Annotated in this window: 20 protein-coding genes, 1 tRNA gene and 2 pseudogenes; 12 read left to right on the forward strand and 11 right to left on the reverse strand. The window is 65.3% G+C overall.

What is annotated here, in order from left to right; all coding sequences use genetic code 11:
• The first annotated feature begins 249 nt into the window (after positions 1 to 249).
• Positions 250 to 1,185 (forward strand): LysR family transcriptional regulator, encoded by a 936-nt coding sequence (locus tag GVL12_RS24310; RefSeq protein ID WP_159918140.1) that lies wholly within the window; start codon positions 250 to 252, stop codon positions 1,183 to 1,185.
• On the opposite strand, the gene GVL12_RS24315 is transcribed toward GVL12_RS24310, so the two are convergent.
• On the reverse strand, positions 1,178 to 1,972 hold the full coding sequence (locus GVL12_RS24315) for an IclR family transcriptional regulator (RefSeq protein ID WP_159918141.1): 795 nt from the start codon (positions 1,970 to 1,972) through the stop codon (positions 1,178 to 1,180). The genes GVL12_RS24310 and GVL12_RS24315 overlap by 8 nt on opposite strands.
• A 110-nt stretch (positions 1,973 to 2,082) precedes the next feature.
• Between GVL12_RS24315 and GVL12_RS24320 the strand changes: the two genes are divergently transcribed.
• Genes GVL12_RS24320 through GVL12_RS24340 form a run of 5 tightly spaced genes read left to right on the forward strand, consistent with a single transcriptional unit; the run spans position 2,083 to position 8,810 of the window.
• Complete coding sequence (locus tag GVL12_RS24320) at positions 2,083 to 3,525, forward strand: carotenoid oxygenase family protein (protein ID WP_159918142.1); 1,443 nt, start codon at positions 2,083 to 2,085, stop codon at positions 3,523 to 3,525.
• A 3-nt stretch (positions 3,526 to 3,528) separates the two neighbouring features.
• Positions 3,529 to 5,277, forward strand: a complete 1,749-nt coding sequence (locus GVL12_RS24325) for a class I adenylate-forming enzyme family protein (RefSeq protein ID WP_159918143.1) — start codon at positions 3,529 to 3,531, stop codon at positions 5,275 to 5,277.
• Positions 5,274 to 6,047, forward strand: coding sequence for an alpha/beta fold hydrolase (locus tag GVL12_RS24330; RefSeq protein ID WP_159918144.1), 774 nt, complete (start codon positions 5,274 to 5,276; stop codon positions 6,045 to 6,047). Before GVL12_RS24325 ends, GVL12_RS24330 begins: the two co-directional genes overlap by 4 nt.
• Positions 6,048 to 6,055: 8 nt before the next feature.
• On the forward strand, positions 6,056 to 7,525 hold the full coding sequence (locus GVL12_RS24335) for a carotenoid oxygenase family protein (RefSeq protein WP_159918145.1): 1,470 nt from the start codon (positions 6,056 to 6,058) through the stop codon (positions 7,523 to 7,525).
• A gap of 43 nt (positions 7,526 to 7,568) precedes the next feature.
• On the forward strand, positions 7,569 to 8,810 hold the full coding sequence (locus GVL12_RS24340) for an acetyl-CoA acetyltransferase (RefSeq protein WP_159918146.1): 1,242 nt from the start codon (positions 7,569 to 7,571) through the stop codon (positions 8,808 to 8,810).
• Between the two features lie 73 nt (positions 8,811 to 8,883).
• Here GVL12_RS24340 and GVL12_RS24345 read toward each other — a convergent pair whose 3' ends face one another.
• The gene (locus tag GVL12_RS24345) at positions 8,884 to 9,840 is read right to left on the reverse strand and encodes an SDR family NAD(P)-dependent oxidoreductase (RefSeq protein ID WP_159918147.1); all 957 of its coding nucleotides are present in this window, start codon (positions 9,838 to 9,840) and stop codon (positions 8,884 to 8,886) included.
• Between the two features lie 128 nt (positions 9,841 to 9,968).
• Positions 9,969 to 10,373, reverse strand: a complete 405-nt coding sequence (locus GVL12_RS24350; RefSeq protein WP_159918148.1) for a limonene-1,2-epoxide hydrolase family protein — start codon at positions 10,371 to 10,373, stop codon at positions 9,969 to 9,971.
• Positions 10,374 to 10,505: 132 nt separating this feature from the next.
• Between GVL12_RS24350 and GVL12_RS24355 the strand changes: the two genes are divergently transcribed.
• Positions 10,506 to 11,261, forward strand: a complete 756-nt coding sequence (locus tag GVL12_RS24355) for an IclR family transcriptional regulator (protein ID WP_159918149.1) — start codon at positions 10,506 to 10,508, stop codon at positions 11,259 to 11,261.
• A 68-nt stretch (positions 11,262 to 11,329) separates the two neighbouring features.
• Here GVL12_RS24355 and GVL12_RS24360 read toward each other — a convergent pair whose 3' ends face one another.
• Both GVL12_RS24360 and GVL12_RS24365 read right to left on the reverse strand, forming a co-directional pair.
• Positions 11,330 to 12,382, reverse strand: a complete 1,053-nt coding sequence (locus GVL12_RS24360; RefSeq protein WP_159918150.1) for a porin — start codon at positions 12,380 to 12,382, stop codon at positions 11,330 to 11,332.
• Positions 12,383 to 12,411: 29 nt separating this feature from the next.
• A complete protein-coding gene (locus GVL12_RS24365; RefSeq protein ID WP_200844055.1) occupies positions 12,412 to 13,290 on the reverse strand; it encodes a tripartite tricarboxylate transporter substrate binding protein in 879 nt (292 codons plus the stop codon).
• Between the two features lie 487 nt (positions 13,291 to 13,777).
• Between GVL12_RS24365 and GVL12_RS24370 the strand changes: the two genes are divergently transcribed.
• Positions 13,778 to 13,854: transfer RNA gene (locus tag GVL12_RS24370), tRNA-Arg, on the forward strand.
• A gap of 60 nt (positions 13,855 to 13,914) precedes the next feature.
• Here GVL12_RS24370 and GVL12_RS24375 read toward each other — a convergent pair.
• The 4 genes from GVL12_RS24375 to GVL12_RS24390 form a co-directional block, all read right to left on the reverse strand.
• Positions 13,915 to 14,940: a patatin-like phospholipase family protein gene (locus GVL12_RS24375; RefSeq protein ID WP_159918152.1), complete on the reverse strand. Its 1,026-nt coding sequence runs from the start codon at positions 14,938 to 14,940 to the stop codon at positions 13,915 to 13,917.
• 96 nt (positions 14,941 to 15,036) lie between these two features.
• Positions 15,037 to 15,183, reverse strand: a complete 147-nt coding sequence (locus GVL12_RS24380) for a hypothetical protein (protein WP_159918153.1) — start codon at positions 15,181 to 15,183, stop codon at positions 15,037 to 15,039.
• Positions 15,184 to 15,208: 25 nt separating this feature from the next.
• On the reverse strand, positions 15,209 to 16,432 hold the full coding sequence (locus GVL12_RS24385; protein WP_200844056.1) for an MFS transporter: 1,224 nt from the start codon (positions 16,430 to 16,432) through the stop codon (positions 15,209 to 15,211).
• Positions 16,429 to 17,328 carry an MBL fold metallo-hydrolase gene (locus GVL12_RS24390; protein WP_159918154.1) on the reverse strand — a complete coding sequence of 300 codons (900 nt, stop codon included), beginning with the start codon at positions 17,326 to 17,328 and terminating at the stop codon, positions 16,429 to 16,431. Before GVL12_RS24390 ends, GVL12_RS24385 begins: the two co-directional genes overlap by 4 nt.
• Positions 17,329 to 17,408: 80 nt before the next feature.
• Here GVL12_RS24390 and GVL12_RS24395 point away from each other — a divergent pair, with 80 nt between their 5' ends.
• The 3 genes and pseudogenes from GVL12_RS24395 to GVL12_RS27110 all read left to right on the forward strand — a co-directional run bounded on the left by GVL12_RS24395 (position 17,409) and on the right by GVL12_RS27110 (position 18,524).
• Positions 17,409 to 17,720: a helix-turn-helix transcriptional regulator gene (locus tag GVL12_RS24395; protein ID WP_159918155.1), complete on the forward strand. Its 312-nt coding sequence runs from the start codon at positions 17,409 to 17,411 to the stop codon at positions 17,718 to 17,720.
• A 22-nt stretch (positions 17,721 to 17,742) separates the two neighbouring features.
• The gene (locus GVL12_RS24400; protein WP_159918156.1) at positions 17,743 to 18,270 is read left to right on the forward strand and encodes a rhodanese family protein; all 528 of its coding nucleotides are present in this window, start codon (positions 17,743 to 17,745) and stop codon (positions 18,268 to 18,270) included.
• Positions 18,271 to 18,285: 15 nt separating this feature from the next.
• Positions 18,286 to 18,524 (forward strand): annotated as a pseudogene (locus GVL12_RS27110) (DUF2892 domain-containing protein).
• 134 nt (positions 18,525 to 18,658) lie between these two features.
• Here GVL12_RS27110 and GVL12_RS24410 read toward each other — a convergent pair.
• Together GVL12_RS24410 and GVL12_RS26780 are read right to left on the reverse strand one after the other, a co-directional pair.
• Complete coding sequence (locus GVL12_RS24410; RefSeq protein WP_159918157.1) at positions 18,659 to 20,395, reverse strand: M14 family metallopeptidase; 1,737 nt, start codon at positions 20,393 to 20,395, stop codon at positions 18,659 to 18,661.
• A gap of 915 nt (positions 20,396 to 21,310) precedes the next feature.
• Positions 21,311 to 22,495 (reverse strand): annotated as a pseudogene (locus GVL12_RS26780) (DEAD/DEAH box helicase); the annotation flags it as partial.
• A 254-nt stretch (positions 22,496 to 22,749) separates the two neighbouring features.
• Between GVL12_RS26780 and ettA the strand changes: the two are divergent.
• Complete coding sequence (gene ettA, locus GVL12_RS24420; protein WP_159918159.1) at positions 22,750 to 24,411, forward strand: energy-dependent translational throttle protein EttA; 1,662 nt, start codon at positions 22,750 to 22,752, stop codon at positions 24,409 to 24,411.
• Positions 24,412 to 24,738: the final 327 nt, after the last annotated feature.

Here is a 24,738-nt window from a genome sequence, read left to right on the forward strand (position 1 = left end):
AGATCTTGCAGAGCAGCGAACTGAGGAAGCATTCGCTGGTGCGTCTGAACGACCTGTTATCGACGCAGCGGGTTGGGTACCGCTTTCCCTGGTCAATCTGGCTTGATTCCTTTCAGTTCCAAGCCCCCTCCTTTAGGGCGGGGTAATTGACGAATGCCAGCCATCTGCTGGGAAGATCTGCGGCTGATTGGAGACCATCCGCATTCAAAAGTGAAATGCATTTATTTGATTGTTTTATAATTTTTACTCATGAATATCACCCTGCGACAGCTGCGCGTGTTTCTGGCCGTGGCCCAGCAGCAGAACTTCAGCCGTGCCGGCGAAGCCGTGGGGCTGACGCAGCCGGCCGTGAGTCGCAGCATCACCGACCTGGAGCAGCAACTGGGCGTGCAGCTGCTGCACCGCAGCACGCGCGAAGTCGAGCTCAGCGATGCCGGCCGCCTGCTGCAGGGCCGGGCCGCGCGCGTGCTCGATGAACTCGACGCGGCGCTGCTCGAAGTGCGCGGCCTGGCCACGCAGCGCCACGGCCGCGTGCGCGTGGCCAGCAGCCCCACGCTGTCGGCCCATCTGATGCCCGAATGCATTGCCCGCTGCGCGCAGCAGCACCCGGGCCTGCAGCTGCAGCTGCTCGACCGCATACAGCAGGGCGCGCTCGACAGCGTGCGCGCGGGCGAAGTCGACTTCGGCGTGGTGATCGATCCCACCGAACCCGAAGACCTGCACTGCGAAGCGATTCTGTCCGAGCCGTTCTGCCTGGTCTGCCCCGCTGGCCACGCGCTCGCACGGCTGGCCCAAGTGCATTGGCGTGACCTCGCGGGCCATCCGCTGGTGCTGCTCGACCATGCCTCGGGCAGCCGCCGGCTGATCGACCGCGTGCTCGAGCAGCACGCGCCGCACTGCCAGGTGGTGCAGCAGGTCGGCCATACGACCACCATTTTCAGCATGGTGCAAGCCGGCCTGGGCGTCGCGGTCGTGCCGCGTCTCGCGGTGGCCGAGCAGGGCGTGGAAAGCGCAGGCCTGGTGCACCGCCTACTGCTGCCCGCGGTCGAGCGGCAGATCATGCTCGTGCACCGGCGCCACCGCCGGCTCGCCCCCGTGGTGCAGCTGGTCTGGGATCTGGTGCGCGAAGTGGCCCAGGCCCGCGCGCACCCGTTGACCGCAACCGCAGCGCCGGCGATCAGCTGATCTGGCGCGCAAGCGCCTGCAGCTGCGGCGCGATCTCGTTGCGCAGCCAGTCCAGGTCCATGGGGCGGCCCTGGAAAGTGCAGTTGATGGCGGCCACATCCACGTTGTTGACGCGCCCCAGCGGAACGGCCACGGCCTGTACATCCGCGAGCACTTCCCCCACCGAAGTGCAGCAGCCGAACTGGACGAAGTCCTTGAAATTTTCCATCGCGCGCGCGCCGTAGGCTTCCCATTGCGCGGCGTCCTTGACCCGCAACTGGTTGAGCACGGCCTCGCGCGCCGCAGCGCTGCAGCCCATGAGATAGGCGCGGCCCAGCGCCGTGCCGACCAGCGGGTGGGTGCTGCCCACGTCGTGCGCATGGACGCGGCGGTTGGAGGCGCGTATGACTTCGATGTAGACCATGGAGAAACGGTCGCGTATGCCTATGGACACCGTGCAGCGGTGCAGGTTGGCCAGCTCCAGCATCAGCGGGCGTGCGATGCGCCGCAGGCTGAACTGGGCCAGCAGCGGGTAGCCGACCGACAGCGTCGCGGCGCCGAGCTGGTATTTGCCATAGAACTCCGTGCCGGCGAGATAGCCCAGGCACATCAGCGTGTAGGTCAGCCGCGAGATCGTGGCCTTGGGCAGCTGCAGCATCTGCGCCAGTTCGCTGTTGCCCAGGATGGGGCGGTCGGGCGTGAAGCAGCGCAGCAGCTCCAGGCCCCGGGCCAGCGTCGTGGCGAATTGCTTGTCGCCCGCGTATTCCTCCAGGCCTGCGGGCACGCGGTGAACGGCATTGGGTTTCATGGAGTTTGGAATATCAATATTCAATATGGAATATCGAAATTCTAAGAGAGCTGCAAGACACCCGCTTCTACACTGATTCTCAGCTTCATTCCAGGAGCAGAGGAGACGCGATGAGCACCACCGAACTGCCGGTGCACGACATTCCGGCGCTGAACGGCAACAATGCGCCGGTGCCCGATGAGGCGGTCTGGACCGACCTGACCGTCATCGGCACCGTGCCCCAGGACATGAATGGCCTGTATGTACGCAACGGCCCGAATGCCCATTTCCCGCCGGACTGGCGCTACCACGCCTACGACGGCGACGGCATGCTGCATGCCGTGCGCTTCGACCGGGGCCGCGTCAGCTACCGCAACCGCTGGATACGCACCGCCGGGCTGCAGGCCGAGCAGCAGGCCGGACAGGCGCTGTGGCAGGGCATCAAGGAGCCGCCGCGCGCCGACACGCCCCACGAGCCGCTGAAGAACACCTCGAACACCGACGTGAAGTACCACGCCGGCCGCCTGCTGACCATGTGGTACCGCTCGGGCATGCCCTATGCCGTCGATCCGGCAAGCCTGCAGACGCTGGGCCCGGCCGACCATGGCGGCGCCGTGGAGCGCATCTCGGCGCATTCCCGGCCGGACGAGCACACCGGCGAGCTGATCTTCTTCGACTACGACATTCGCCCGCCCTACATGCGCTATGGGGTGATCGGCCCGGACCGGCAGTTGCGCCACCAGATCGACGTGCCCCTGGACAGGCCGGGCCTGCCGCACGACATGGCCATCACGCAGAACTATTCCATCCTGCTCGACTTTCCGCTGCGGCCCGACGCCCAGGCGCTGCAAAGCGGGCGCTACAAGCTGCGCTTTCATGCCGACCAGCCTTCGCGCTTCGGCGTGCTGCCCCGCCATGGCAGCGCCGCGCAGATCCGCTGGTTCGAGGCCAGCCCCATGTACATGCTGCATGTGGTCAATGCCTGGGAGGACGGCAGCGAGGTGGTGATGGTCGGCACGCCCTACCGCATGCATTGCCGCGAGGACGGCACGCTGGACGCGCAGCGGCTGGAGCGCACGATACAGCTGCGCCAGCGCGATTTCCTGCTCTACGAGTGGCGCTTCGACCTCGCAACCGGGCGCACGCGCGAGCGGGTGATCGACGACGTGCTCAACACCGAGTTCCCGGTGATCAACAGCGCTTACCAGGGCCGCAGGAACCGCTGGTCCTACCACGTGGTGTTTCCGCCGGGCGGGCGCGAGGAGCCGCGCTTTCCCGGGCTGGTCAAGTACGACCTCCAAACCGGCGGCTACGTGGCCTACAGCGCCGGGCCGCAGTTCTTCTACAACGAACCGGGCTTTGCGCCGCGCGACAACGCGCAGGCCGAGGACGACGGTTACCTCGTGATGTTCGTCTGGAACCCGCACAGCCGGCAGTCGGAAGTGCAGATTTTCGATGCGCGCGCCGGGCGCATGGCCGACGGCCCCGTGGCGCGCGTGCTCCTGCCGCGGCGCGTGCCCCACGGCTTCCACGCGACCTATGTCAGTCAGTCAACCCTTGAGCGGTGGAGATAAACCATGATTCTCGTGAGCCAGGAAAAAATCGATGCCTACCGGTCCAGAGGCTGGTGGGGCCAGCAGACCCTGGGCGGCCTGTTCCTCGATACGGCACAGCGCCAGGAAAGCACGTTCGCCGTCGCCGATCCACCCAACCGCATGGCGCTGTTCGGTGGCGAGCCACGGCACTGGAGCTGGGGCGAGCTGATGGCGCAGGTGGGCCTGTGGTGCGCGCACTTCGAGGCCCAGGGCGTGCAAAAGGACGATGTCATCGTGCTGCAGCTGCCCAATTGCGTGCAGATGCATGCGATCTATCTGGCCTGCGCCATCCGCGGCATCGTCGTCTCGCCCGTGCCCATGCAATACCGCGCGCATGAGATCGCGCATGTGGTGGCCAGCACCCAGGCCAGGGGCATCATCAGCACCCAGCGCCTGGGCAGCTATCCGGCGGCGCAGGAGGTGGCGGCGATGGCCCGCCAGTTTGCCTCCGTGCAATGGGTCTGGTCGTTCTGCGACGAATCGGGCCAGGACCTGCCCGCCGAGGTGCTGGATCTCGATGCAGCGCTGCGCCGCTGCACGCCCTGGAGCGCCGCGCAGATGCGCGCCCACCTGCAGCGCATCGCGCTCACCGCGGACGATGTGTTCACCATCTGCTGGACTTCGGGCACGGAGTCGCGCGCCAAGGGCGTTCCCCGCAGCCATAACGAATGGATCATCGTCGGCCAGTCGGTGGTGGACGCGGGGCAGATGCAGGCCGGCGCCCAGATGGTGATCTGCTTTCCGTTCGTCAACATGGCCGGGATTGCCACCAGCCTCATCGCCTGGCTGCTGACGGGCGGCGGCCTGCACCACCACCATCCGTTCGACCTGCAGGTGTTCATCGGGCAATTGCAGGCCCGGCGCATCGACTACACGGTGGCCGCGCCCGCGGTACTGGGCATGCTGCTCAAACAGCCCGAGTTGCTGGACCAGGTGGACCTGGGCCGGCTGCGGCGCATAGGCTCCGGCGGCGGGCCGCTCGCGCCCTGGCTGGTCGAGCAGTTTGCCCAGCGCCTGGGCATCGAGGTGATCAATTACTTCGGCTCGAACGAAGGCGCTGCACTGTCTTCCACGCCGCAGGACATTCCGGACCCACAGCACCGGGCCAGCTACTTTCCGCGCCTGGGAGTCGAAGGCCTGCGCTGGCATGCCGTCAACGCCGACAAAGTGAAAACGCGTCTGGTGGACGTGGATTCGGGCGAGGACATCGAGCAGCCGGGCAGGGTCGGGGAACTGCGCTTCCAGGGCCCGATGGTGTTTTCGGGCTACTACAACAGCCCCGAGCTCACGGCCCAGGCATTCGACGAGCAGGGCTTCTACAGGACGGGCGACCTGTTCGAGATCGCGGGCGACAGGCAGCAGTACTACCGCTTCGCGGGCCGGCACAAGGACATCGTGGTGCGTGGCGGCATGAACATTTCCTGCGAGGAAGTGGAAAACCTGCTGCTGTCCCATCCTAAGGTGCGCGAGGCGGCTGTCGTCGGCTGGCCCGACGAGGCGCTGGGCGAGCGCGTGTGCGCCGTGGTCGTTCCCTGCGATGCCCAGGCACCGGTGGCGCTGGCCGAGCTGGTTGCCCATCTGCGGCATGAAGGCAAGGTCGCGGCCTTCAAGTGGCCCGAGCGGCTCGAAATCATCGCGCAGCTGCCGCGCAACCCGGTCGGCAAGGTGCTCAAGCGCGTGCTGCGCGAACAGCTGCAGGCCGCAGCCGCAGTGCCGGGAGCGCACGCATGAGCGCCGCCATGCCGCAGGCGGCGTTGCTGCTGATTCCGGGCATGCTGACCCATGCGGGCATCTGGCAGGCGGTGTCGGCGCGCCTGAAGCAGGCGATGGGCGAGGACCTGCAACTGCTGGTTGCCGATGTCTCCACGCAGGACAGCATTGCGGCCATGGCCCAGGACGCCTGGCGGCAGCTCGCGGCGCAGGTCGCGCCGCAACTGCCTTGCGGTGTCGTCGGCTTCTCCATGGGGGGCTATGTCGCGCTGGAGATGCTGGCCCATCCCCGTCGGCCGTTGCAGCTGGCCTGCCTGGTGTCCACCTCGGCGCGCGCGGAAAACCCCGCGGGGGCCGCGCAGCGCGAGAAGGCGATTGCGGCGTTCGAGGCCGATTTCGAGCAGGCCATTGCCGCCACGGCCCGGTACGGCACGCATCCCGCGCAGCGCGCGCAGCTCGCCCCCTTGCTGGAGATGATGCGCGAAGTCGGGCCGCAGGTGGCCATCCGGCAGGTGCGCGCGATCATGCGCCGACGTGACCTGGGGGCCGAGCTGGCCCGGCTGGCGCTGCCCGTGCAGGTGCTGTGCGGGCAGGACGACAGGATCACGCCCTGCGTGCTGTCCGAGGAACTGGCCGCGCTGATTCCCCAGGCCCGGCTGCAGCGTGTGCCGCAGGCGGGCCACATGCTGCCTTTCGAGCAGCCCCGGGCCGTGGCGGACAGCCTGCTGGCGCAGCTGCAGCTGCAGCTGCTGCGCGCGCCGTCCCCCGAACCCGACTTTTCACAGGAGTGAGATTCACCATGCACGCAGAAATTGTGGACCGCATCCAGCCCACGCTGACCCGCTGGGACCATCCTTTCACGAGCGGGCCGTTCACGCCCAATTACGTGGAGTACAACGCCACCGAACTCGAGGTGATAGGCACGATTCCGCCGCGGCTCGATGGCGTCTATCTGCGCAACACGCAAAACCCGGTGCATGCACCGCTGGGAACCCACCATGCGTTCGACGGCGACGGCATGCTGCACCTGCTCAGTTTCCACCAGGGCCGGTGCGAGTACCGCAACCGCTTCCTGCGTACCAAGGCCTTCGAGCAGGAGCAGGCCGCGGGCCAGGGCCTGTACGCCGGCCTGATCGACAAGCCCGGCATTGCGCGCCACCCGGGGTGGGGCGCGCGCGGCGGCCTCAAGGACACCTCGGCCACGGATGTGATCGTGCATGCGGGCTCGGCGCTGACCACGTTCTACCAATGCGGCGAACCCTACCGTTTCGATGCCAGGACGCTGCAGCCGCTCGGCGTCTCGGCCTGGGGCAAGGACGTTCTCCGGCACAACGGCATCTCGGCCCACCCCAAGGTGTGCCCGCGCACCGGCGACCTGCTGTTCTTCAATTACGGCAAGGACGCGCCCTACATGCATTACGGCGAAGTCGACAGCCAGGACCGCCTGGTGCATTACGTGCCCGTGCCCCTGCCGGGACCGCGCCTGCCGCATGACATGGTGCTGACCGAGCACTTCGCCATCCTCAACGACTTCCCGCTGCACTGGGAGGAAGCGCTGCTGGAGCAGGGCAGGCACAAGCTGGTCTACGACGAAGCCAAGCCCGCGCGCTTTGCGGTCGTGCCGCGCCGGCATGCGCCCCAGACGGGCGTGGTCTGGTTCGAGGCCAGCCCGACCTATGTGTTGCACTGGCTCAATGCCTGGGAGGAGGGCGACGAGATCGTCATGCACGGCTACCACCAGAAATGGCCCATGCCACGCGCCGGTTTCGACAACCAGGGCGGCACGCTCGGGCCCGAACGCTATGGCCCGACGCTGTACGAGTGGCGCCTGCATCTGCGCACCGGCGCGGTGGTCGAGCGCCGGCTGCACGAACGCTACCTGGAATTCGGCCAGGTGAATGCGCGCTACTGGGGGCGCCCCTACCGCTATTCCTACAACATGATCGCCCACCCCGACTCCTTCCTGTTCGACGGCATCGCCCGCTACGACCACACTACGGGCGCGATGCAGGAATACCTGTTCGGCGAAGGCCGCTTCGGCAGCGAGTCGCCTATGGCCCCGGCGCTGGGGGCGGTGCAGGAAGACGACGGCTATGTGGTGAGCTTCGTCACCGACATGCAGGCCGACCGCTCCGAATGCCTGGTGCTGGACGCGCGCGACGTGGCTGCCGGGCCCGTTGCCCGGATCATGCTGCCGCACCGCATCAGCAGCGGCACCCATGCCTGCTGGGCCGGGGCCGAGGACATCCGCAGCAGCGCAAACACCTGAAACCTGAACCGCATCCACCCCCAACGACCAGGAGATTCTCGACATGACGCAAGCCACTTACGTACTGGGCGGCTACCAGACCGACTTTGCCAAGGCATGGTCACGCAACGGACAGGATATTTCCCATATGGTGGCCGACACCGTGACGGGCGCATTGAACGACTGCGACCTGCAGCCGCAGGACATCCAGAGCATCCATGTGGGCAATGCGTTTGCCGAGCTGCAAAGACAGCAGGCGCACCTGGGCTCTATGGTGGCCCAGGTGCTGCCCGCGTTCCACGGGGTGCCGGCCATGCGCCACGAAGGCGCATGCGCTTCGTCCTCCCTGGGCGTGCTCGCGGCGACGGCCGAGATCGAGGCCGGGCGTTACGACTGCGTGCTGGTGCTGGGCGTGGAGGAGTTCAAGAACACTTCGGGCCACGAGGCGTCGCGCAACCAGGGCGCGGCGTCCTGGCAGGGGCATGAAGCCATCGATTGCCGGTTCATGTGGCCTGCGGCCTTCGGCCTGGTGGCGCAGGAATACGCGCGGCGCTACGGGCTGGACCGCCAGTACCTCAACCGGATCGCCGAGCTCAACTACGGCCACGCGCGCAACAATCCGAATGCGCAGACGCGCAGCTGGCAATTCAACGAACGCAGCTTCACCGACGACGACGAGGCCAACCCGCAGATCGAGCCCGGCACGCGCCGCCAGGACTGCGGCCAGGTCACGGACGGCGGCGCGGCCGTGGTGCTGGCCTCGGCGCGGTTCGCGCGGGAACATGCGCAGCGCACGGGCCGGCGCCTGCAGGATCTGGCGCGCATTTCCGGCTGGGGCCACCGCAATGCGGGACTGCGCCTGAAGGACAAGCTCGCGCTGGGCCAGGGCGCCCCCTATGTGTTCCCCCATCTGCGGCAGACCATAGAGGACGCGTGGCGCCGTGCCGGCATCCAGGGCGTGCAGGACCTGAGCGGCATCGAGACCCACGACTGCTTCACCACCACCGAATACGTGGCGATCGACCATTTCGGATTGACTGCGCCCGGCATGTCCTGGCAGGCCGTGGCCGACGGATCGATAGATCGCGGCGGGCGCTGCCCGGTGAACATGAGCGGCGGCCTGATCGGCGCGGGCCACCCGGTCGGTGCGACCGGCGTGCGCATGCTGCTGGACTGCGCCAACCAGGTCACGGGGCGGGCAGGTGCGATGCAGATTCCGGATGCGCGCCGCATGCAGGCGCTGAACATCGGCGGCTCGTTTGGCACCGTGGTCAGCTTTGTCGTGGAGCAAGGTGAGGCGGGCTGAAACGTCCACGCAGCAAAAGCCCCGCTTCGTCGAAGCGGGGCTTTTGCATGGGCGCGGCGTGGTTGGGCGCCGGTCAGTGCGCCGGTGGCGTCAGAAAGCTGTCGAGCTTGTTCACGACGTCCTGCGGGCGCACGCCCGGGTCGGGCGTATGGGCATAGATATGCGTGCCGCGTTCCTTGCGGTCGAACCAGATGGCTTCGTCCCGCTTCTGGCGCGGCCTTTCGCGTGCCAGGTAGACGATGGTGTCGGCGCCTTTCTCATGGTTGCGCAGCACGGACTTGAGCAGGGCGACAAACCGCGGCATGGAGCGATTGACGCTGGCCGTGTCGACCCAGCCCGGGTGCATGGCGTAGAACTTCTGCGAAAGGTGGGCCTGCTGGCTGCGCCAGTAGCTCATGATCATCACCTGCGCGCGCTTGGCCATGCCGTAGGCGCGCGGGCCCAGGTAGCGCGAGGCGTCGGTGATATTGAGGTCGTCCGGAATCATGCGGTGGTTGTACATGCCGCCCGACGAGACCTCGATGACGGCGGCGTCGTCCTTGAGGATCTTCTCTTCGAGCAGGGTCTTGACCAGCAGGTGGTGGCTGAGGATATTGGTCACGAAGGACGTCTCCAGGCCCTCGTCGGTGATGACGGGCTGGTGCTTCTGTATGCCCACGTTGTCGATCAGCACGTCGAGGCGCACGCCGCAGGCGCGAATCCTGTCGAGCAGCGCGTACACGTCGGCGGTTCTGGAAAAATCCGCTGTCAGGTAGGTGACCGGCTGCGGCGAGCGCACGCTCTGGGCGAATGCCGCGAGCTTGGCCGCGTCGCGTGCCACGCAGATGACCTGCGCGCCGCCTTCGGCGCCCTGGCGCGCCGCGGCCGCGCCAATGCCTTCCGAGCCGCCGGTGACCAGCCAGGTCTGGCCCGCGAAGTCGTTGGGGCGGTTCCTCCAGAAAATGCTGCGCAGGTGGTAGCCGATGGCGCTGTAGCTCGGCGTGAAGCGAATGTAGAACTTGATGATCTTGGAAAGAGGTGTCTTGGCCATTTTGATACGGAAGGTGAAAGCGGCCCTTGCGAACCGGGCAATCCATGGATTTGCAAGAAGAGCGCGTTGAAACAATGAGATACCCGCAGCCGCGCGAGCCGTTCCTGATAATGCTGGGGCCGATGCGCTCAGTGGTGTGCCGGTTCCTGTATCGCATTGATCATGGTCGCGCGGTCGTAATATTCCTTCCAATGGGAAATCTTGTCGCCGGAAAATTCAATGACTCCCACCGTGGGTATTTTGCGCGATTGATCGTGCAGAATGATTTCATCCTCGCGTTCAACGAAGAGCGTTCCGTTCACCACACCTATTTTCAGGATATGCAGCTTCACGTTTTTATGCGGACGTTCCGTTTTTCGAATGCGTTCGTAGAAATTTTCCCGGCCCACACAAGGCTCGAGCATGACGGAATGCAATACTCCCTGCTCTGCCATCAGATTCGCGCAGGCACGCCAGTTCTTGCTTTCCCAGGCTTCTTTCATATCCAGGAAAATACGGATCTTCATTTCGTTGCTGATTTCGGTGGAACCCATAATATGCCTTTCATGCCAATGTGAATATTTTGTGGAAACTGCTTTGAGACGAAGAAATATTCTTCTGTGGGGCTGCTGTTCATTGGAATGGCGGCGACTTTTTTTGACAATGCGAAAATATGGAATTTCCCAATGGGTGAGAAAAAATCGGCGGTCATCACCGGCACCCAGAGTGCTGCCAAAGTCCTGCAGTTGCTGAGAATGGTGGGTTCGCACCATGCGACCGGAATCCGGCTGAGCGACCTGGTGGAGCTTTCGGGCATCGACAAATCCACGGCCCACCGGCTGCTGCAGTGCATGCTGGAAGAGGGCTTTGTCGAGAGAATCGGCGCGTCCAAGGCCTACCGGCTGGGCATGGAAAGCCTGCTGTGGGGGTTTTCGTCCGCGGGCATGGAAGCCCTGTCGGAGAAGTTCCGTCCCACCTTGCTGCGGCTGGCGCGCATCACCGACGATGCAGTCTTCCTGATGGTTCGAAGCGGTGATTACGTGGTCTGCCTGAGCCGCGTCGAAGGCGGCCATCCGACCAAGGCCTACGTGGTCGAAGTGGGTGTGCGCCGCTTGCTCGGCGCCAGCGCCTGCGGCATTTCGATGCTGGCGCAGATGGACGATGCCGAAGTGCATGACGTGCTGGCCAGGCACGAGGCCGAGTATGCGCGCTCCCATCATTCGATTGCCACCATCCGCAAGGCGGTGCAGCAGGCCAGGGCGGCCGGCTATTCGCAAGTCTCGGATGTGCGCATCGATTCGGATGGCGTGGGCTGTGCGTTCCCGATGACGGAGAACTGCTGGGCCGGCCTGAGCGTGGCCGTTGCCAGGCACCGCTCCAGCCCCGAGCGCTTGCAGCATATCGCCAGCCTGCTGTGCAATGAAGTGGCCCAGGTGTCGTGACCACCCCCAACCTGCCCCGGCGTTGACCCCACCAGGCGCTGGAGCAGGTTGAGGGTGGTGCAAGGGCGTCAGAAGCGGTGGCGTATGCCCATCGCCAGGCCGGTCTGGCTGTCGGCGTTGCCGCCCAGGGTGTTGAGCGCGGCAAAGTTCAGGCCGGCATTCTTCGCATGGGCCAGCGCGGCATACAGGTCGGTGCGCTTGGACAGCGCATAGATCGCCTGCAGCGTCAGCTGCTTGGGATCGGGCTGGTTGCCGACGCCGTTGCGCGTCTTGACGTTCTGCTGGTAGTAGGCGGCGCTCAGCGTGAGCGCGCCTGCGGTCTTGTAGTTCACGCCCAGCCACCAGAAGTCATCGCGCAGCGTCACTAGGCTGGCCGCATCCTTGTTCTGGCCCCAGCGATAGCCGGAGGACAGCCGCAGGCCCGATGTCAGCTGGTAGGCCGCTCCCAGGGCTGTCTTGCGCGCGCGCGGGTGCGCGCCAGCGACGTCCAGCCCGTTTTGCTGGTCGTAGGCCAGGGCCACATTCAGGTTCTTGCTGCCGTAGGTGATGTTGCCGCCCCAGGCCGCATTGGAGGAGGAGGCGCCGGCCTGTTCACCAAAGGCGTAATGCAGCTGGGCGCTCCAGCCGTCGAGCTTCAGGCGGTATTTGAGCGCGTTGTCGTTGCGCAGGCCTCCGAGCAGCGGACTGAACGGCTCATAGGCGCCCGAATAGGCCAGGGGCGTCACATACAGCAGGCCGTCGAACAGCGAGGTGTACTGGCGGCCCAGGGTGAGGCGGTGGTTGCTGCTTTCCAGTCCGATGAAGGCGCCGCGGTTGAAGAAGCGCGTGGCATCGGCGTTGGTGCCCGTGTCCGAGTTGAAGCCATGCTCCAGCGTGAAGATGGCCTTGAGGCCATTGCCCAGGTCTTCCGATCCGCGAAAGCCCAGGCGCGGACCCTGCAGGCCGGAGTTGCCCATGCGCACCAGCGAGCTGGCGCCGCCGCCCGTGGAAGGCATGTCGGAAAGGTACTCGAGGTTGGTGTCAATGATGCCGTAGAGCGTGACCTGCGATTGCGCCTGGGCCGCAGGCACGAGGGTCAGGGTGGTCAGCGCCAGCAGGCCGTTCATCACTTTTTGCTTCATGTTTGTCTCCTGGTATGCGTCGTACGGATTCAGATTTCGATGCCGCTGCCCTGGATGAGCCGGCCCCAGCGGACGTTTTCCTCATCGAGCTGCTTCTGGAATTCAGCCTGGGACTTGCCTCCGGCCACATAGCCCAGGTCCTTGAGTCGGGGCTGGATATCGGGGAGGTTCATCACCTTGACCGTGACGTCATGAAGCTTCTGGACGATATCGGGCGGCGTGTTCCGGGGGACGAAGAATCCCGCCCAGGTGGGCAATTCGAAGCCGGTGTAGCCCTGCTCGGCCAGCGAGGGAATATCGGGCGTCAGGGCGGAGCGCTCGGCGCCCGTCACCGCAATCAGCTTCACCTTTCCGGTGGGAATCAAGGCCCCCAGCGTCACCAGGTCGAGAATGGTCATGGTGATCTCGCCCGAGGCCAGCGCCATGCTGACCTGGGCAGAGCCTTTGTAAGGCACGTGCAGCATGTCCAGGTTGGCCACCTTGTTGAGGTGGTGTCCGAGAATATGCGAGGAAGACCCATTGCCAATCGAGCCATAGATATGGGTCTTGGGATTGGCTCTGACCTCCTTGATCAGGTCGGCGATATTGGTGGCCTGGGTTTTCTGGGTGCTCACGGCAATCCACAGGGGACTTTTGACCAGGTCCACGACGGGCACGATATCCTTCAGGGGATCGTAGGGAAGTTTCTTGAAAAGGTGGTGCGTTTGCAGCAGCAGGGGAATCGTCAATAAAATGGTGTTCCCATCGGGCTTTGCCTTGGCGACAATATCCGTGCCTATCGTGGTGCTGCCCCCTGGCTTGTTTTCCACAATAATGGTGCGGCCCAGCAGGGACGCCATTTTGTCGGCAAAGAGGCGTCCCAATACATCGCCACCACCTCCGGGCGCAAATGGAACGACGATGCGCATCATGCCACTCTGGGCCCAGGCATTTCGCCCGCTGGCGAATGCAAGGCCTGCACCTGCCAATATCGTGGAAAATTGTCGACGGTCCAAATAATGCATCGCTTGTCTCCAATCAAAGGGTTGAAATCTGTCTGTCCGGATAATTCTTCGCGATGGCCGGAATTTAGGTGGAGTCGACGGCGGGCCCGAGAGGAGAGAATTCTTTTTCTCACCTGTTGGGAATACTCAGTGTATGTACTAGTTTTTCGGTCGATCGGGACGCGATCGGGCCCCCGCGGCGCGGCGGCTGCCGCACCGGTGCAGGCAGGCATTCGCTCGCATCGGGCAGGGTGCTTGAGGTGGTGCCGGCGGCGGCGGGCAGGGCGCAAAGCCCGATATCTTTGCGCGCGGGGCCGGCGGCGCGGGTATGATGTCGCCCAGTGCGCAGCGCAGCGGCAATGCCGCCTGTCACTGTGCAGACCAGCAAGGCTTTGCACGCATGCTGCATGTGGTGGCGTTAGCTCAGTTGGATAGAGCAACAGCCTTCTAAGCTGTGGGTCACTGGTTCGATTCCAGTACGCCGCACCACCTCCCTTTTTTCCAGCATCGATCTTCCCGCCGCCCGCCTGGATGCCGGCGGGCAGGGCCTTACGGGTTGCTGCAAGGGTCGCTGATGCCCACCATGCCCGTGATTTTCTGCAGGCGGCTGCGGCTTTCGAGGCATGCCTGCTGCTTGTCCTGCGCGGCTTTGTGCTGGGCCAGCAGCAAGGCCTGGGCGCGTTCTGCCTGCAACTGCGCGATGCGCGCGCGGATCTGCGGCATGGCCGCAAGCGCGGCTTTTTCCCCTTCGACGATGGCGCTTGCACGCTGCGTGAAGTCGGCCGGGCCTATGTCCAGCACTTTCGGGCGGATGATGATGTCTGCACGCGCCAGCTCGGCCTGGCCGAGCTTCTGGCCCATGATGGCGATCGACTGGCCCAGCGTGCCGAGCATGTCGGCCGGCGACTGGCCGCGCGGCCTGTTGGAGATGTCCACGGCAATCACCAGGTCCGCGCCCAGCTGGCGCGCCGCATCGACGGGCACGGGGCTCACGATGCCGCCATCGACAAAATGGTATTTTCCGATCGATACCGGCTGGAATACGCCCGGCACGCTGCTCGACGCGCGCACCGCCTGGCCCGTGTTGCCCCGTGCAAACACCGTGCGTTCGCCGTCTTCGAGCCGCGTGGACACGGCGACGAAAGGCTTGGCGAGCTTTTCCAGCGGACGGCGCTGGACCTGCTCGTTCACATAGTCTTCGAGCTTCTGGCCCCTGATCAGGCCGCCCGAGGAGAACTGCAGGTCGCGGATGCTGGTTTCATCGAGGCCCACGGCCTTTTCCTGCAGCGCGAACGCATCCATGCCGCTGGCGTACAGCGCACCGACCACGCTGCCCGCGCTGGTGCCCGCGACGACTGCCGGTATGAAGCCATTGCCTTCGAGCATCTTGATGACGCCGATATGGGCAAAGCCCTTGGCCGCGCCGCCGCCCAGCGCCAGGCCGATCTTCAGCGGTGCGGGCCCGGTCGTGACCGCTGCGCCGGGTGTGTCCGTGGTTCTTGGACTGCTGCCGCAAGCGGCCAGACTGGCGACACAGAGACACGCCAGGGGGCGCAAAAAGGCTTTCAAACGCATTCGGACTTCGTGGGCTGTGATCTAACTTGCCAGTATATCGACGCACGAAAGGCGCCGTTGCCGTCTGTATTTGCGGCGGGAATGCGATTGCCTCGGTCAGCCACGCGCGCTGGCCGACGCGCCTTCTGCAATGAGCGCCTTGCCGATCTCGCCGAGCCCTTTTGTGACCGGAGGCACGCTCTTGTGCAGAGGGGCCAGTTTGCCCGAGGTTTCCCGGGTGAGTGCCTTGCAGGGCGCGGCCATGCAAACATCCTTTCCTGACATTGATTCAAACAGATTGGGGCGCCGATTGGCGGCGCTGTTGTCGGGCCAGCCATGCCAGCATCAGCAGGACCCCGGCAATGAGCGGCATCATCAGCGTATTGATGGTGCCCCAGCCTGCGGTGTTGAGCAGGCTGCCCGAACCGAAAGAAGCCGCCGCGACGGTGCCGAACACCAGGAAATCGTTCAAGGCCTGTACCTTGGCACGCTCTGCAGCGGTGTAGACATCCGTGACCATTGCCGTTGCGCCTATGAACCCGAAGTTCCACCCCACGCCCAAGAGGATCAGCGAGCCCCAGAAATGCAACAGCTCCAGCCCGGCCAGCGCCAGCAGGCCCGACGCGGCGATCAGCAGCAGCCCTGCGGACGTGACGGCTATCTTGCCGAAGCGCGCGATAAGGTGGCCGGTGAAAAAGCTGGGGGCGAACATCGCCAGCACGTGCCACTGGATGCCCAGAGCCGCTTCGCCCACCGTATAACCGCATCCCACCATGGCCATGGGCGCTGCGGTCATGATGAAGGCCATCAGCCCGTAGGCGACGATGCCCGCGGTGACGGCCACGATGAAGCGCGGGCTGCGCGCAATCGTGCCCAGCGGGCGTGCCACGCCCTCGATGTGGGTGGACTGCGGTGGTGGCATACGCAGCATCAGCAGCAAGGGCAAGGCCAGAAGCGCCAGGCCCGCCTGGCCCAGGAAGCTGCCGGCGAACGGTGCGGCGGGCCAGGCGTCACGTGTCCAGATCACAACCTGAGGGCCGATGACCGCTGCCAGCAACCCGCCGATCATGATGCGCGAGATGACCTTGGCGCGCTGCGGCGCAGGCACGATGTCCGACGCGGCAAAGCGATAGCTTTGCACGCAGGCGCCGTAGAAGCCGGCCATCGCGGTACCGAGGCAGAAGGTTTCGAAACTTCCACGCATGATGCCGACGGTGGCGATCAGTCCGGAGGCGATGGCCAGCATCGCGCCCAATACATAGGCGGCGCGTCGGCCCATACTGTGCATCAGCATCGCCACCGGGATCGTGGACAGCGCCAGTCCGAGGTTGTAGAGGCTCACAGGCAGTGTGGCCAGCGCGGGATCGTCCGCGAGCATCTGCCCGACGATGCCGCCCAGCGAGATGATGATCGGTGGCGACGCGCCCCCCAGCGACTGGGCGGCGACCAACAGACTGACGTTGCGCCTGGCCTGGCGGTCGTCGGTGAACACGGGAAGGGGCGTGGGCATCATGCGGACTGCACCTCGCCGGCCTGGGCGGGGTCCGCCAGCCGTAGCGGAATCTTCAGGTACCGCACGCCGTTGGACTCCGCCTCCGGCAGATGCCCCGCGCGGATGTTGACCTGGATCGAGGGCAACAACAGCGTGGGTGCGGCGAGGGTTGCATCGCGCCGCTCGCGCATGGCGATGAATTCGCTTTCGGTCACGCCTTCGTGGACATGGATGTTGTGCATGCGTTGCTGCTCGACCGTCGTTTCCCACGCATAGGTGTCGCGCCCCGGCGTCTTGTAATCATGGCACATGAACAGCCGCGTCTGCGGCGGCAGCGCCAGCAACCGCTGGATCGAGCGGTACAGCTGTCGCGCGCTGCCGCCGGGGAAGTCCGCGCGTGCGCAGCCGTAGTCGGGCATGAACAGCGTATCGCCCACGAACACCGCGTCCCCGATGCGGTAGCACACACAGGCCGGCGTGTGGCCGGGGGTGTGCAGCACCTCCACCGTCAATGCGCCGAGTGGGAAGCTTTCGCCGTCGCGAAGGAGTCGATCGAACTCGCTGCCGTTGCCGGACACATCGTCGAGGTTGAACACCGGGCAGAAGATCGTCTGCACGTCGCGGATGTGCTCGCCGATCGCGATCTGCGCGCCCGTGCGTTGCTTCAGGTACGGTGCGGCGCTCAGATGGTCCGCATGGGCGTGCGTTTCAAGCACCAAGACAACCGTGATTCCCGCTTCGCGGGCAGCCGCCAGCACCCGGTCCGCCGAACCCGTCGAGGCTTTGCCGCTGCCGTGCTCGTAATCGAGCACCGGATCGACCACGGCGGCTTGCCGCGTTGCGGGGTCAGACACCAAATAAGTCACCGTATTGGTGGCCTCGTCGAAGAAGGGCTGGATCTGGACGGATGAAAGCATGGCGTGTCCTCTGTTCAAAATTTGTTCTTGATTATTTATTAGTCTATGCTAAATTAGCAATAACTGAAATATAGATCGCCATGGCACTGAACAAGAAAGACCAACTGTTCCTACTGAATGGTGCGGCCAAAGCCGCAGCCATGCTGCGGGCAGTTGGCAACGAGCACCGGCTGCTGATGCTCTGCATATTGATAGAGCACGGGGAAATGACGGTGGGTGCGCTGCACGAGCATGTGGCATTGAGCCAGTCCGCCTTGTCTCAGCACCTGGCCAGGATGCGTGAGGAAGGACTGGTGACATTCAGGCGCGAGGCGCAAACCCTCCACTACCGCATCGACAACCCGGACGTGGCCAAGCTGATCGCCACGCTCAAGTCCATCTTCTGCCCATGAATCTCGCCTGGAAAAAAGCACCATGTCTCTGAAAGCCATCTCTCCCCAGACCGCCCGCGAACTGATCAACCAGGGTGCGGTCCTGATCGACATCCGCGCCGCAGACGAGCACGCGCGTGAACGCATTGCGCAGGCGCGCCATGTGCCGATGGAGCGGATGAAAGACGGTCTCTTGTCCCTGGACGGCGCTTCGGTGGTCATCTTCCACTGCCGCTCTGGCAATCGCACGCAGTTCAATGCGCAGGCCCTCGGCGCCTGCACGGCGTGCGACGCCTATATGCTCGAAGGCGGGCTGGATGCCTGGAAGAAGGCGGGGCTGCACGTGCTGGCAGACGCGTCCCGGCCTTTGGCGCTGCACCGGCAGGTGCAGATTGTCGCGGGCTTGCTCATCGTCCTGGGCGCGGTCCTGGGGGTCGCGGTTTCGCCCTGGTTCCATGCCCTCTCGGGTTTTGTGGGCGCCGGCCTCGTGTTCGCGGGCGCATCCGGCTTTTGCGGTCTGGCCCGCGTGTTGATGCGGATGCCCTGGAATCGTAAGGTATCGACTTCCTGATTCAGCGGCATCGCCGTGCTGCGGCCGCGTGCTGTTTTTTGTTTACCTGCCCAGGAGAAACAATGCAATGTCGGCGGTGCAGATCGCATCCTTTGCATCATCAGCGGTCTGGTGTTTATCGCGCTGGCAGCCTCCGGCACCGTGGGGTGGCGGGGCTGGCTGGCATCATTGCGCCATGGACGGGTGTGGGGCGATTTTGCCCGTTGTATCCGTTGGCGGGAGTCAACACCTGCCCGTTGAAGTCCGGAAAGTAAGCACATGGGCGTCGCCTGAGAACGTGTTTACGATTTCCCCGCAGCGCGAAGTGATTGTAAACACGTTCTCAGGCAAGGCGCTCGCCGCAAGATGCACTGGCGTGCATCGAGGGCGGGCAAGCCGCAAGCCGGGGCTATTCCTCGAAGACCAGCGCCGGCCTGACCATGACGCGCGCTACGTCGCCGAGGTTGCCGATCACGTGGTGGGCAAAGAAGCTGAACTCGGTGTCGGGTTCTAGCGCCGCCGCCGCGAGGTGGGCGGCGGGCTGGTTCATGGGCACGTAATAGCTGCCCGGTGCGGCATCGACCGCGCCGCGCGTGGGCGTGACCTGTGCCTGGCGAACGCTGCCGCCCACCAGCGCTGAGGCGTTCGGCGAAGGCGTGTAGTTGTCGGCGATCAGCGGCGCGCTTTCGGCCACGCGCAGCACCTGCACGCCCAGCAGCTCCAGGCGCTCGACGGCTGCCGTGGCATCGGCTGCGAGCCAGTAGCCGCAGGGGCGCACGCGCGACTTGAGCGGGCGCAGCGTCAGCGAGGAATTCCAGTCGATCCTGACCGCGTAATCGGCACCGGTTTCGGGCTGGAGCATGGTGATCTCGCGTTGCTCCGGCGTCTGCGCCGCCTGCACCAGCATCTGCTGGCGACAGGCCTGGGCCGCGATGTCGCGCCGCACGAACGACTGTACCTGCACCAGTTCGGACGCGCGCTCGGCCGTGCTGCGCAGCGCGCTGCTGATCGCCACCACCTGGCTGTGCACGCGGCGCTGCAAGTGGGTGCGGCCCAGGTCTGTGCCACGTGTGCGCACCATCAATCCCAGCGCATTGCGCAGCGCATTTGAATTGCGCAAGGTGTCGGGTGCGATCGAGCCCATGGACCAGGCCAGCACTTGCGGGTCGGCGGCCGTGGTCGCATACCAGTCGCTGCTCAGCTGCGCGTTGTTGAGCGCCGCCGTCATCGGCTCCTGCAGCCATTCGCGCGCGGCCTTGGTGACGAATTCATGCGCATTGGCCGTGCCTGCGTATTGCAGTTGCACGTCATGGCGTTGCAGCGCCTGGTACTTGCGCAGATAGGGCCCGGCGGCTTCGAACTCGCCGGCGTCGAGCACCACCGTCGGGCGGTAGTCGCGCACCAGCGCGGCCAGCGCCCGGGCTTCGGGCGTGCGCAGCAGCAGGTGGTCGTGGGTCATGTCCACGCCATTGGCCGTGGCGCGCAGGCCGGCGAGCGCGCCGTCGGGATTGGCGCGCGGAACCACCACCACATTGATGCGTGCCAGCAAGGGCTCGAGCAGGCCGCCGGGCGCGAGTTCGCGCGCAATGACCAGCATGGCTTCGGCGGCAGCGGGCTCATCGCCGCGCTGCTGGGCAACCAGCAGGACCGTGGGGCGGTCGAGTGCGTCTAGCGCCCGCGGCTCGATGCTGCGCGCACGCGTGGCCACGAGCGCCTGTATGGGCGCGCCGCGCTGCGAGGTGCCGGCCGTGACCAGGCCGAGCAGCGCGCCGCTGCCCAGTGACTTGTTGGCGAGTTCGCGCAGCCATTGCGCCATTTCTGCCTGCGTGGTGTAGGCGGTGCGCCCGGCTTCTAGCCCCGGTGTTTCGTAGCGCACGGCGGGGGCGGGAAAGCGCGCGGCCACGGCGGCGCTGTAGGGCAGCGGGTCTGCGGCAGGGGCGGTCGCCATCGGAGCGGGCGCCGAGGACACCACCGGCGGGCCGGCCGGCCGCGAGGGCGTGCCAGTGCCCGGGGCGGGCCAGGGCGGCAAGGGGGTGCTGCTGCAAGCGGCCAGCAGCGCGGCCATGGCGATGGCTGAAAGGCGCACGGGCCAGCCCAACTGCGGGACGCAGTTCAGCCGGGGAAAGGGGGCGGGGTGCGTTTGCATGGTGAGGGCCTTTGTGTTTCGAAAGCCGGCCGTACGGGGCCGACGTCGGATGTGCAAAGATGTTACCCGCTCAAGCGCGCGCTCTTGTGTCAGCGCAGACCTTTTTCCCAAGAGGCAAGGCCTTGAGCAGGCCGGGGCCGGTCAGCCCGGAAGGGGCTGCAGTGGCTTGTCCGGTGATCTGCCAGGCTGCCGCGTGCTGCGGCAGCCGGGTTCATGGGCGGGCGCGGTGCGCGCGCCGCCCGGGCTTTAGCGGCCGAACGAGCCGCCGCGACCACCGCCGCCGCCGCTGCGGCCACCGCCGCCAAATCCACCACCGCCGCCACCGCTGCGGCCACCACCGCCGCCGCCGAAGCCGCCACCGCTGCGGAAGCCGCCGCTGCGACGACCGGCCTGGGCCATGCTGTCGACGCTGGTGCGCATGGGATCGGGCTGGCCACCGGCAGGGTTGCCGCGCGGCGTCACCGGACGGCCCAGCTGGGTGCCCAGGTGCGCATTGGCGCGCGGAGGTTGATCATCGAAGCGCGAATTGCCGCCTTCGCGCGGCGGACGGCTCGATGGGCCGCGGTCCTCATGGCGGTCGCCGCCACGGGGTTCCTGGCGATCACCACCAAAGCCCTGGCCGCCTTGGCGCGGACCCGCACCGCGGGGGCCGGCGCCACGCGCTCCTGCACCACGCGGACCATTGGGGTTGCTGCGGCCGCCGCCGCCATTGCCGGGGCCACGGGCTTCGCCGTTGCCCTGCGCTGCACCGCGACCACCCGATTTGCCGCCGCCATTGCCCTGGGGCTTGGCGCCGCGCTCACCCGCTGCGGGCTTGTTGGCGCGGATGCGGTCCATCATTTCCGTGCGGGCGGCCTTGGCGGCTGCCTGCATCACGTCGCGGCTCGGCGGCTTGCCGGCACCGCCCCAGATGGTCTGGCGACCCATGGCGATGGGTTCGGCCTTTTCGCCGTCTTCAGGGCCGAAGCCTTCGAGCAGCTGGACGGGAATCTCCTGCTTGGTGAAGCGCTCGATGTCCATCATGAAGCCTTCTTCGTCCATGCAGACCAGGCTCACGGCCTGGCCTTCACGGCCGGCGCGGCCCGTGCGGCCGATGCGGTGCACGTAGTCTTCCGAGACGTTGGGGATTTCGTAGTTGACGACGTGGGGCAGCTCGTCGATGTCGATGCCGCGGGCCGCGATGTCGGTGGCGACCAGCGCGCGGATGTCACCGCTCTTGAAACCGGCCAGCGCCTGGGTGCGCGCGCTCTGGCTCTTGTTGCCGTGCAGCGCCATGGCGTTGACGCCATTCTTGGTCAGGAAGTCGGCGACGTTGTTGGCGCCGAACTTGGTGCGCGTGAACACCAGCACCTGGCTCCAGTCGTGTTCCTGGATGATGTGCAGCAGGGCCTGCTTCTTCTTGCCGCGGCCCACGGGGTGGATCACCTGGGTGATGCGCTGCACCGTGGTGTTGCTGGGCGTGACCTGGATGCTTTGCGGGTTCTTCAGCAGCGTGTTGGCGAGTTCGCGGATCTCGTCGCTGAACGTGGCCGAGAACAGCAGGCTTTGCTTGTTCTTGGGCACCAGGGCCAAAACCTTCTTCACGTCATGGATAAAGCCCATGTCGAGCATGCGGTCGGCTTCGTCCAGGACCAGGATCTGCACCGTGGACAGGTCCAGGAAGCCTTGCTGCTGCAGGTCCAGCAGGCGGCCGGGCGTGGCCACCAGGATGTCGACGCCGCGCTTGATGCGGTCGATCTGCGGGTTCATGCCCACGCCGCCGAAGATCACGGTGGAGCTGATGTTGTCGAGGTACTTGGCATAGCCGCGCACCGATTCTTCGACCTGGGCCGCGAGTTCGCGGGTAGGCGTCAGGATCAGGGCCCGCACGCCCTTGTTGCCGAACTTGCTGGTCGCGGGCTCGCCCTCTACCAGTCGGTTGAGCATGGGCAGGGCGAACGCGGCGGTCTTGCCGGTGCCGGTCTGCGCTCCGGCAAGCAGGTCCTGGCCTTGCAGCACGGCTGGAATGGCCTGTGCCTGGATGGGCGTAGGCGTGTCGTAACCCTGTTCGAGCACAGCCTTCAGGATGGCAGGAGCCAGATTCAGTTCTTCAAATGTCATGTGGTCAGGTGCGCCCATCCTGGGCGCGGGGGGTATCAGCCTGTCGTGGCAACCTTTGGGCGGTTGCCGGCCAGTCCTAGGCAGATGAGGTTCAAAGATGGGAGCCCGGCACTGCGTCCATTGTCCCCAGCTGGAATGCTGATGTTACGGACAACTGGAGCCCGTAACTGAGGGTATTGTCGCATGCGCGGATAATCATGGTTGGCGTGCAACCATTTTGTTGCCCAGTTTTTGAAGAATCTACAGACAAATCCATGGCCCAATACGTTTTTTCGATGAACCATGTCACCAAGACCGTGCCGCCCAAGCGGCAGATCTTGAAGGACGTTTCTCTCAGCTTTTTCCCCGGCGCAAAGATTGGCGTGCTGGGCCTTAACGGCTCCGGGAAATCCTCTCTGCTCAAAATCATGGCAGGGGTGGACAAGGAGATCGAAGGCGAAGCCATTCCCATGGCCGGCCTGTCCATTGGCTACCTGCCCCAGGAACCCCAGCTCAACCCCGAGCACACCGTGCGCGAAGCGGTGGAAGAAGCGCTGGCCGACGTCAACAAGGCGCGCAAGCGCCTGGACGAAATCTACGCGGCCTACGCCGAGGAAGATGCCGATTTCGACGCACTGGCCACCGAGCAGGGCGAGATGGAAGCCATCATTGCCGCGGCCGGCACCGACTCCGAGCACCAGCTCGAAATCGCCGCCGACGCGCTGCGCCTGCCGGCCTGGGATGCCGTGATCGGCAAGCTCTCGGGCGGTGAAAAGCGCCGCGTCGCGCTGTGCCAGTTGCTGCTGTCCAAGCCCGACATGCTGCTGCTTGACGAACCCACCAACCACTTGGATGCCGAATCCGTGGACTGGCTCGAGCAGTACCTGCACCGCTTCACCGGCACCGTCGTGGCCATCACCCACGATCGCTACTTCCTCGACAACGCTGCCGAATGGATTCTCGAGCTTGACCGCGGTCGCGGCATTCCCTACAAGGGCAACTACTCCGAGTGGCTGCTGCAGAAGGGCAACCGCCTCGAAGCCGAAAACAAGGGCGAGGAAGCCCGCGCCAAGGCTTTGAAGAAGGAGCTGGAATGGGTGCGCCAGAACTCCAAGGGCCGCCAGGCCAAGTCCAAGGCGCGTATTGCCCGTTTCGAGGAACTGAGCGATTTCGAATACCAGCAGCGCAACGAAACCCAGGAAATCTTCATTCCTGTGGCCGAGCGTCTGGGCAGCAAGGTCATCGAGTTCGACAAGGTCACCAAGAGCTTTGGCGACCGCGTGCTGATCGACAACCTGAGCATGAACGTGCCCGCGGGCGCCATCGTCGGCATCATCGGCCCCAACGGCGCGGGCAAGTCCACGCTGTTCAAGCTGATTGCCGGCAAGGAACAGGCCGACAGCGGCACCGTGGACATCGGCTCGACCGTGAAGATGGCGTTTGTCGAGCAGTCGCGTGAGGCGCTGGCCAATGAAAAGACGGTGTGGGAAGACATCTCCAACGGCCTTGACATCATCAACGTCGGCAAGTTCCAGATGGCTTCGCGTGCCTACGCGGGCCGCTTCAACTTCAACGGTCAGGACCAGCAAAAAAAGGTCGGCAACCTCTCCGGTGGTGAGCGCGGCCGTCTGCACCTGGCCAAGACCCTGATCCAGGGCGGCAACGTGCTGCTGCTCGATGAGCCCTCGAACGATCTGGACGTAGAAACCCTGCGTGCACTCGAAGACGCGCTGCTCGAATACGCGGGCACCGTGATGGTCATCTCGCACGATCGCTGGTTCCTGGACCGCATCGCGACCCACATCCTGGCCGCCGAAGGCGACTCGCAGTGGGTGTTCTTCGACGGCAACTACCAGGAATACGAAGCCGACAAGAAGCGCCGCCTGGGCGAAGAGGGCGCCAAGCCCAAGCGCATGCGTTTCAAGGCACTCAAGTAATTCACCCCCTGAGCGGCTTACGCGGCATGGGCCGCCCCCGCTTCCCCCTCTCAACCTACGGTGGAGGGGGACGGCAGCCTCGCTGCGGGGCGGCCCTTCCTCGCTGCCCCCGCACGTTGGGCGCGCCAGTGCCATGGGTTTGCGGATAGCGCGCGAACGAGCGATCTTCCCTAAGAAATCAGGCTCCTATCGGAGCCTGATTTCATCAGAGTGCGCGTGAAACCTCGGCATTCATGCCGGGGAGGTAGAGCGCCGGATGCGAAGCATCCGATGCTTTTGGCCTTACCTGATCACGTTTTGTGTGATTGGCCGGGTTAAGAAAATAGC

The organism is Pantoea sp. 18069 (genome assembly GCF_902706035.1).
Taxonomy (GTDB): domain Bacteria; phylum Pseudomonadota; class Gammaproteobacteria; order Burkholderiales; family Burkholderiaceae_C; genus Comamonas.

Bases quoted from the DNA above. Each gene is read 5' to 3' on its own strand.
- GVL12_RS24310 (WP_159918140.1), top strand. From the start codon at position 250: ATGAATATCACCCTGCGACAGCTGCGCGTGTTTCTGGCCGTGGCCCAG.
- GVL12_RS24315 (WP_159918141.1), bottom strand. From the start codon at position 1,972: ATGAAACCCAATGCCGTTCACCGCGTGCCCGCAGGCCTGGAGGAATAC.
- GVL12_RS24320 (WP_159918142.1), top strand. From the start codon at position 2,083: ATGAGCACCACCGAACTGCCGGTGCACGACATTCCGGCGCTGAACGGC.
- GVL12_RS24325 (WP_159918143.1), top strand. From the start codon at position 3,529: ATGATTCTCGTGAGCCAGGAAAAAATCGATGCCTACCGGTCCAGAGGC.
- GVL12_RS24330 (WP_159918144.1), top strand. From the start codon at position 5,274: ATGAGCGCCGCCATGCCGCAGGCGGCGTTGCTGCTGATTCCGGGCATG.
- GVL12_RS24335 (WP_159918145.1), top strand. From the start codon at position 6,056: ATGCACGCAGAAATTGTGGACCGCATCCAGCCCACGCTGACCCGCTGG.
- GVL12_RS24340 (WP_159918146.1), top strand. From the start codon at position 7,569: ATGACGCAAGCCACTTACGTACTGGGCGGCTACCAGACCGACTTTGCC.
- GVL12_RS24345 (WP_159918147.1), bottom strand. From the start codon at position 9,840: ATGGCCAAGACACCTCTTTCCAAGATCATCAAGTTCTACATTCGCTTC.
- GVL12_RS24350 (WP_159918148.1), bottom strand. From the start codon at position 10,373: ATGGGTTCCACCGAAATCAGCAACGAAATGAAGATCCGTATTTTCCTG.
- GVL12_RS24355 (WP_159918149.1), top strand. From the start codon at position 10,506: ATGGGTGAGAAAAAATCGGCGGTCATCACCGGCACCCAGAGTGCTGCC.
- GVL12_RS24360 (WP_159918150.1), bottom strand. From the start codon at position 12,382: ATGAAGCAAAAAGTGATGAACGGCCTGCTGGCGCTGACCACCCTGACC.
- GVL12_RS24365 (WP_200844055.1), bottom strand. From the start codon at position 13,290: ATGCGCATCGTCGTTCCATTTGCGCCCGGAGGTGGTGGCGATGTATTG.
- GVL12_RS24375 (WP_159918152.1), bottom strand. From the start codon at position 14,940: ATGCGTTTGAAAGCCTTTTTGCGCCCCCTGGCGTGTCTCTGTGTCGCC.
- GVL12_RS24380 (WP_159918153.1), bottom strand. From the start codon at position 15,183: ATGGCCGCGCCCTGCAAGGCACTCACCCGGGAAACCTCGGGCAAACTG.
- GVL12_RS24385 (WP_200844056.1), bottom strand. From the start codon at position 16,432: ATGATGCCCACGCCCCTTCCCGTGTTCACCGACGACCGCCAGGCCAGG.
- GVL12_RS24390 (WP_159918154.1), bottom strand. From the start codon at position 17,328: ATGCTTTCATCCGTCCAGATCCAGCCCTTCTTCGACGAGGCCACCAAT.
- GVL12_RS24395 (WP_159918155.1), top strand. From the start codon at position 17,409: ATGGCACTGAACAAGAAAGACCAACTGTTCCTACTGAATGGTGCGGCC.
- GVL12_RS24400 (WP_159918156.1), top strand. From the start codon at position 17,743: ATGTCTCTGAAAGCCATCTCTCCCCAGACCGCCCGCGAACTGATCAAC.
- GVL12_RS24410 (WP_159918157.1), bottom strand. From the start codon at position 20,395: ATGCAAACGCACCCCGCCCCCTTTCCCCGGCTGAACTGCGTCCCGCAG.
- ettA (WP_159918159.1), top strand. From the start codon at position 22,750: ATGGCCCAATACGTTTTTTCGATGAACCATGTCACCAAGACCGTGCCG.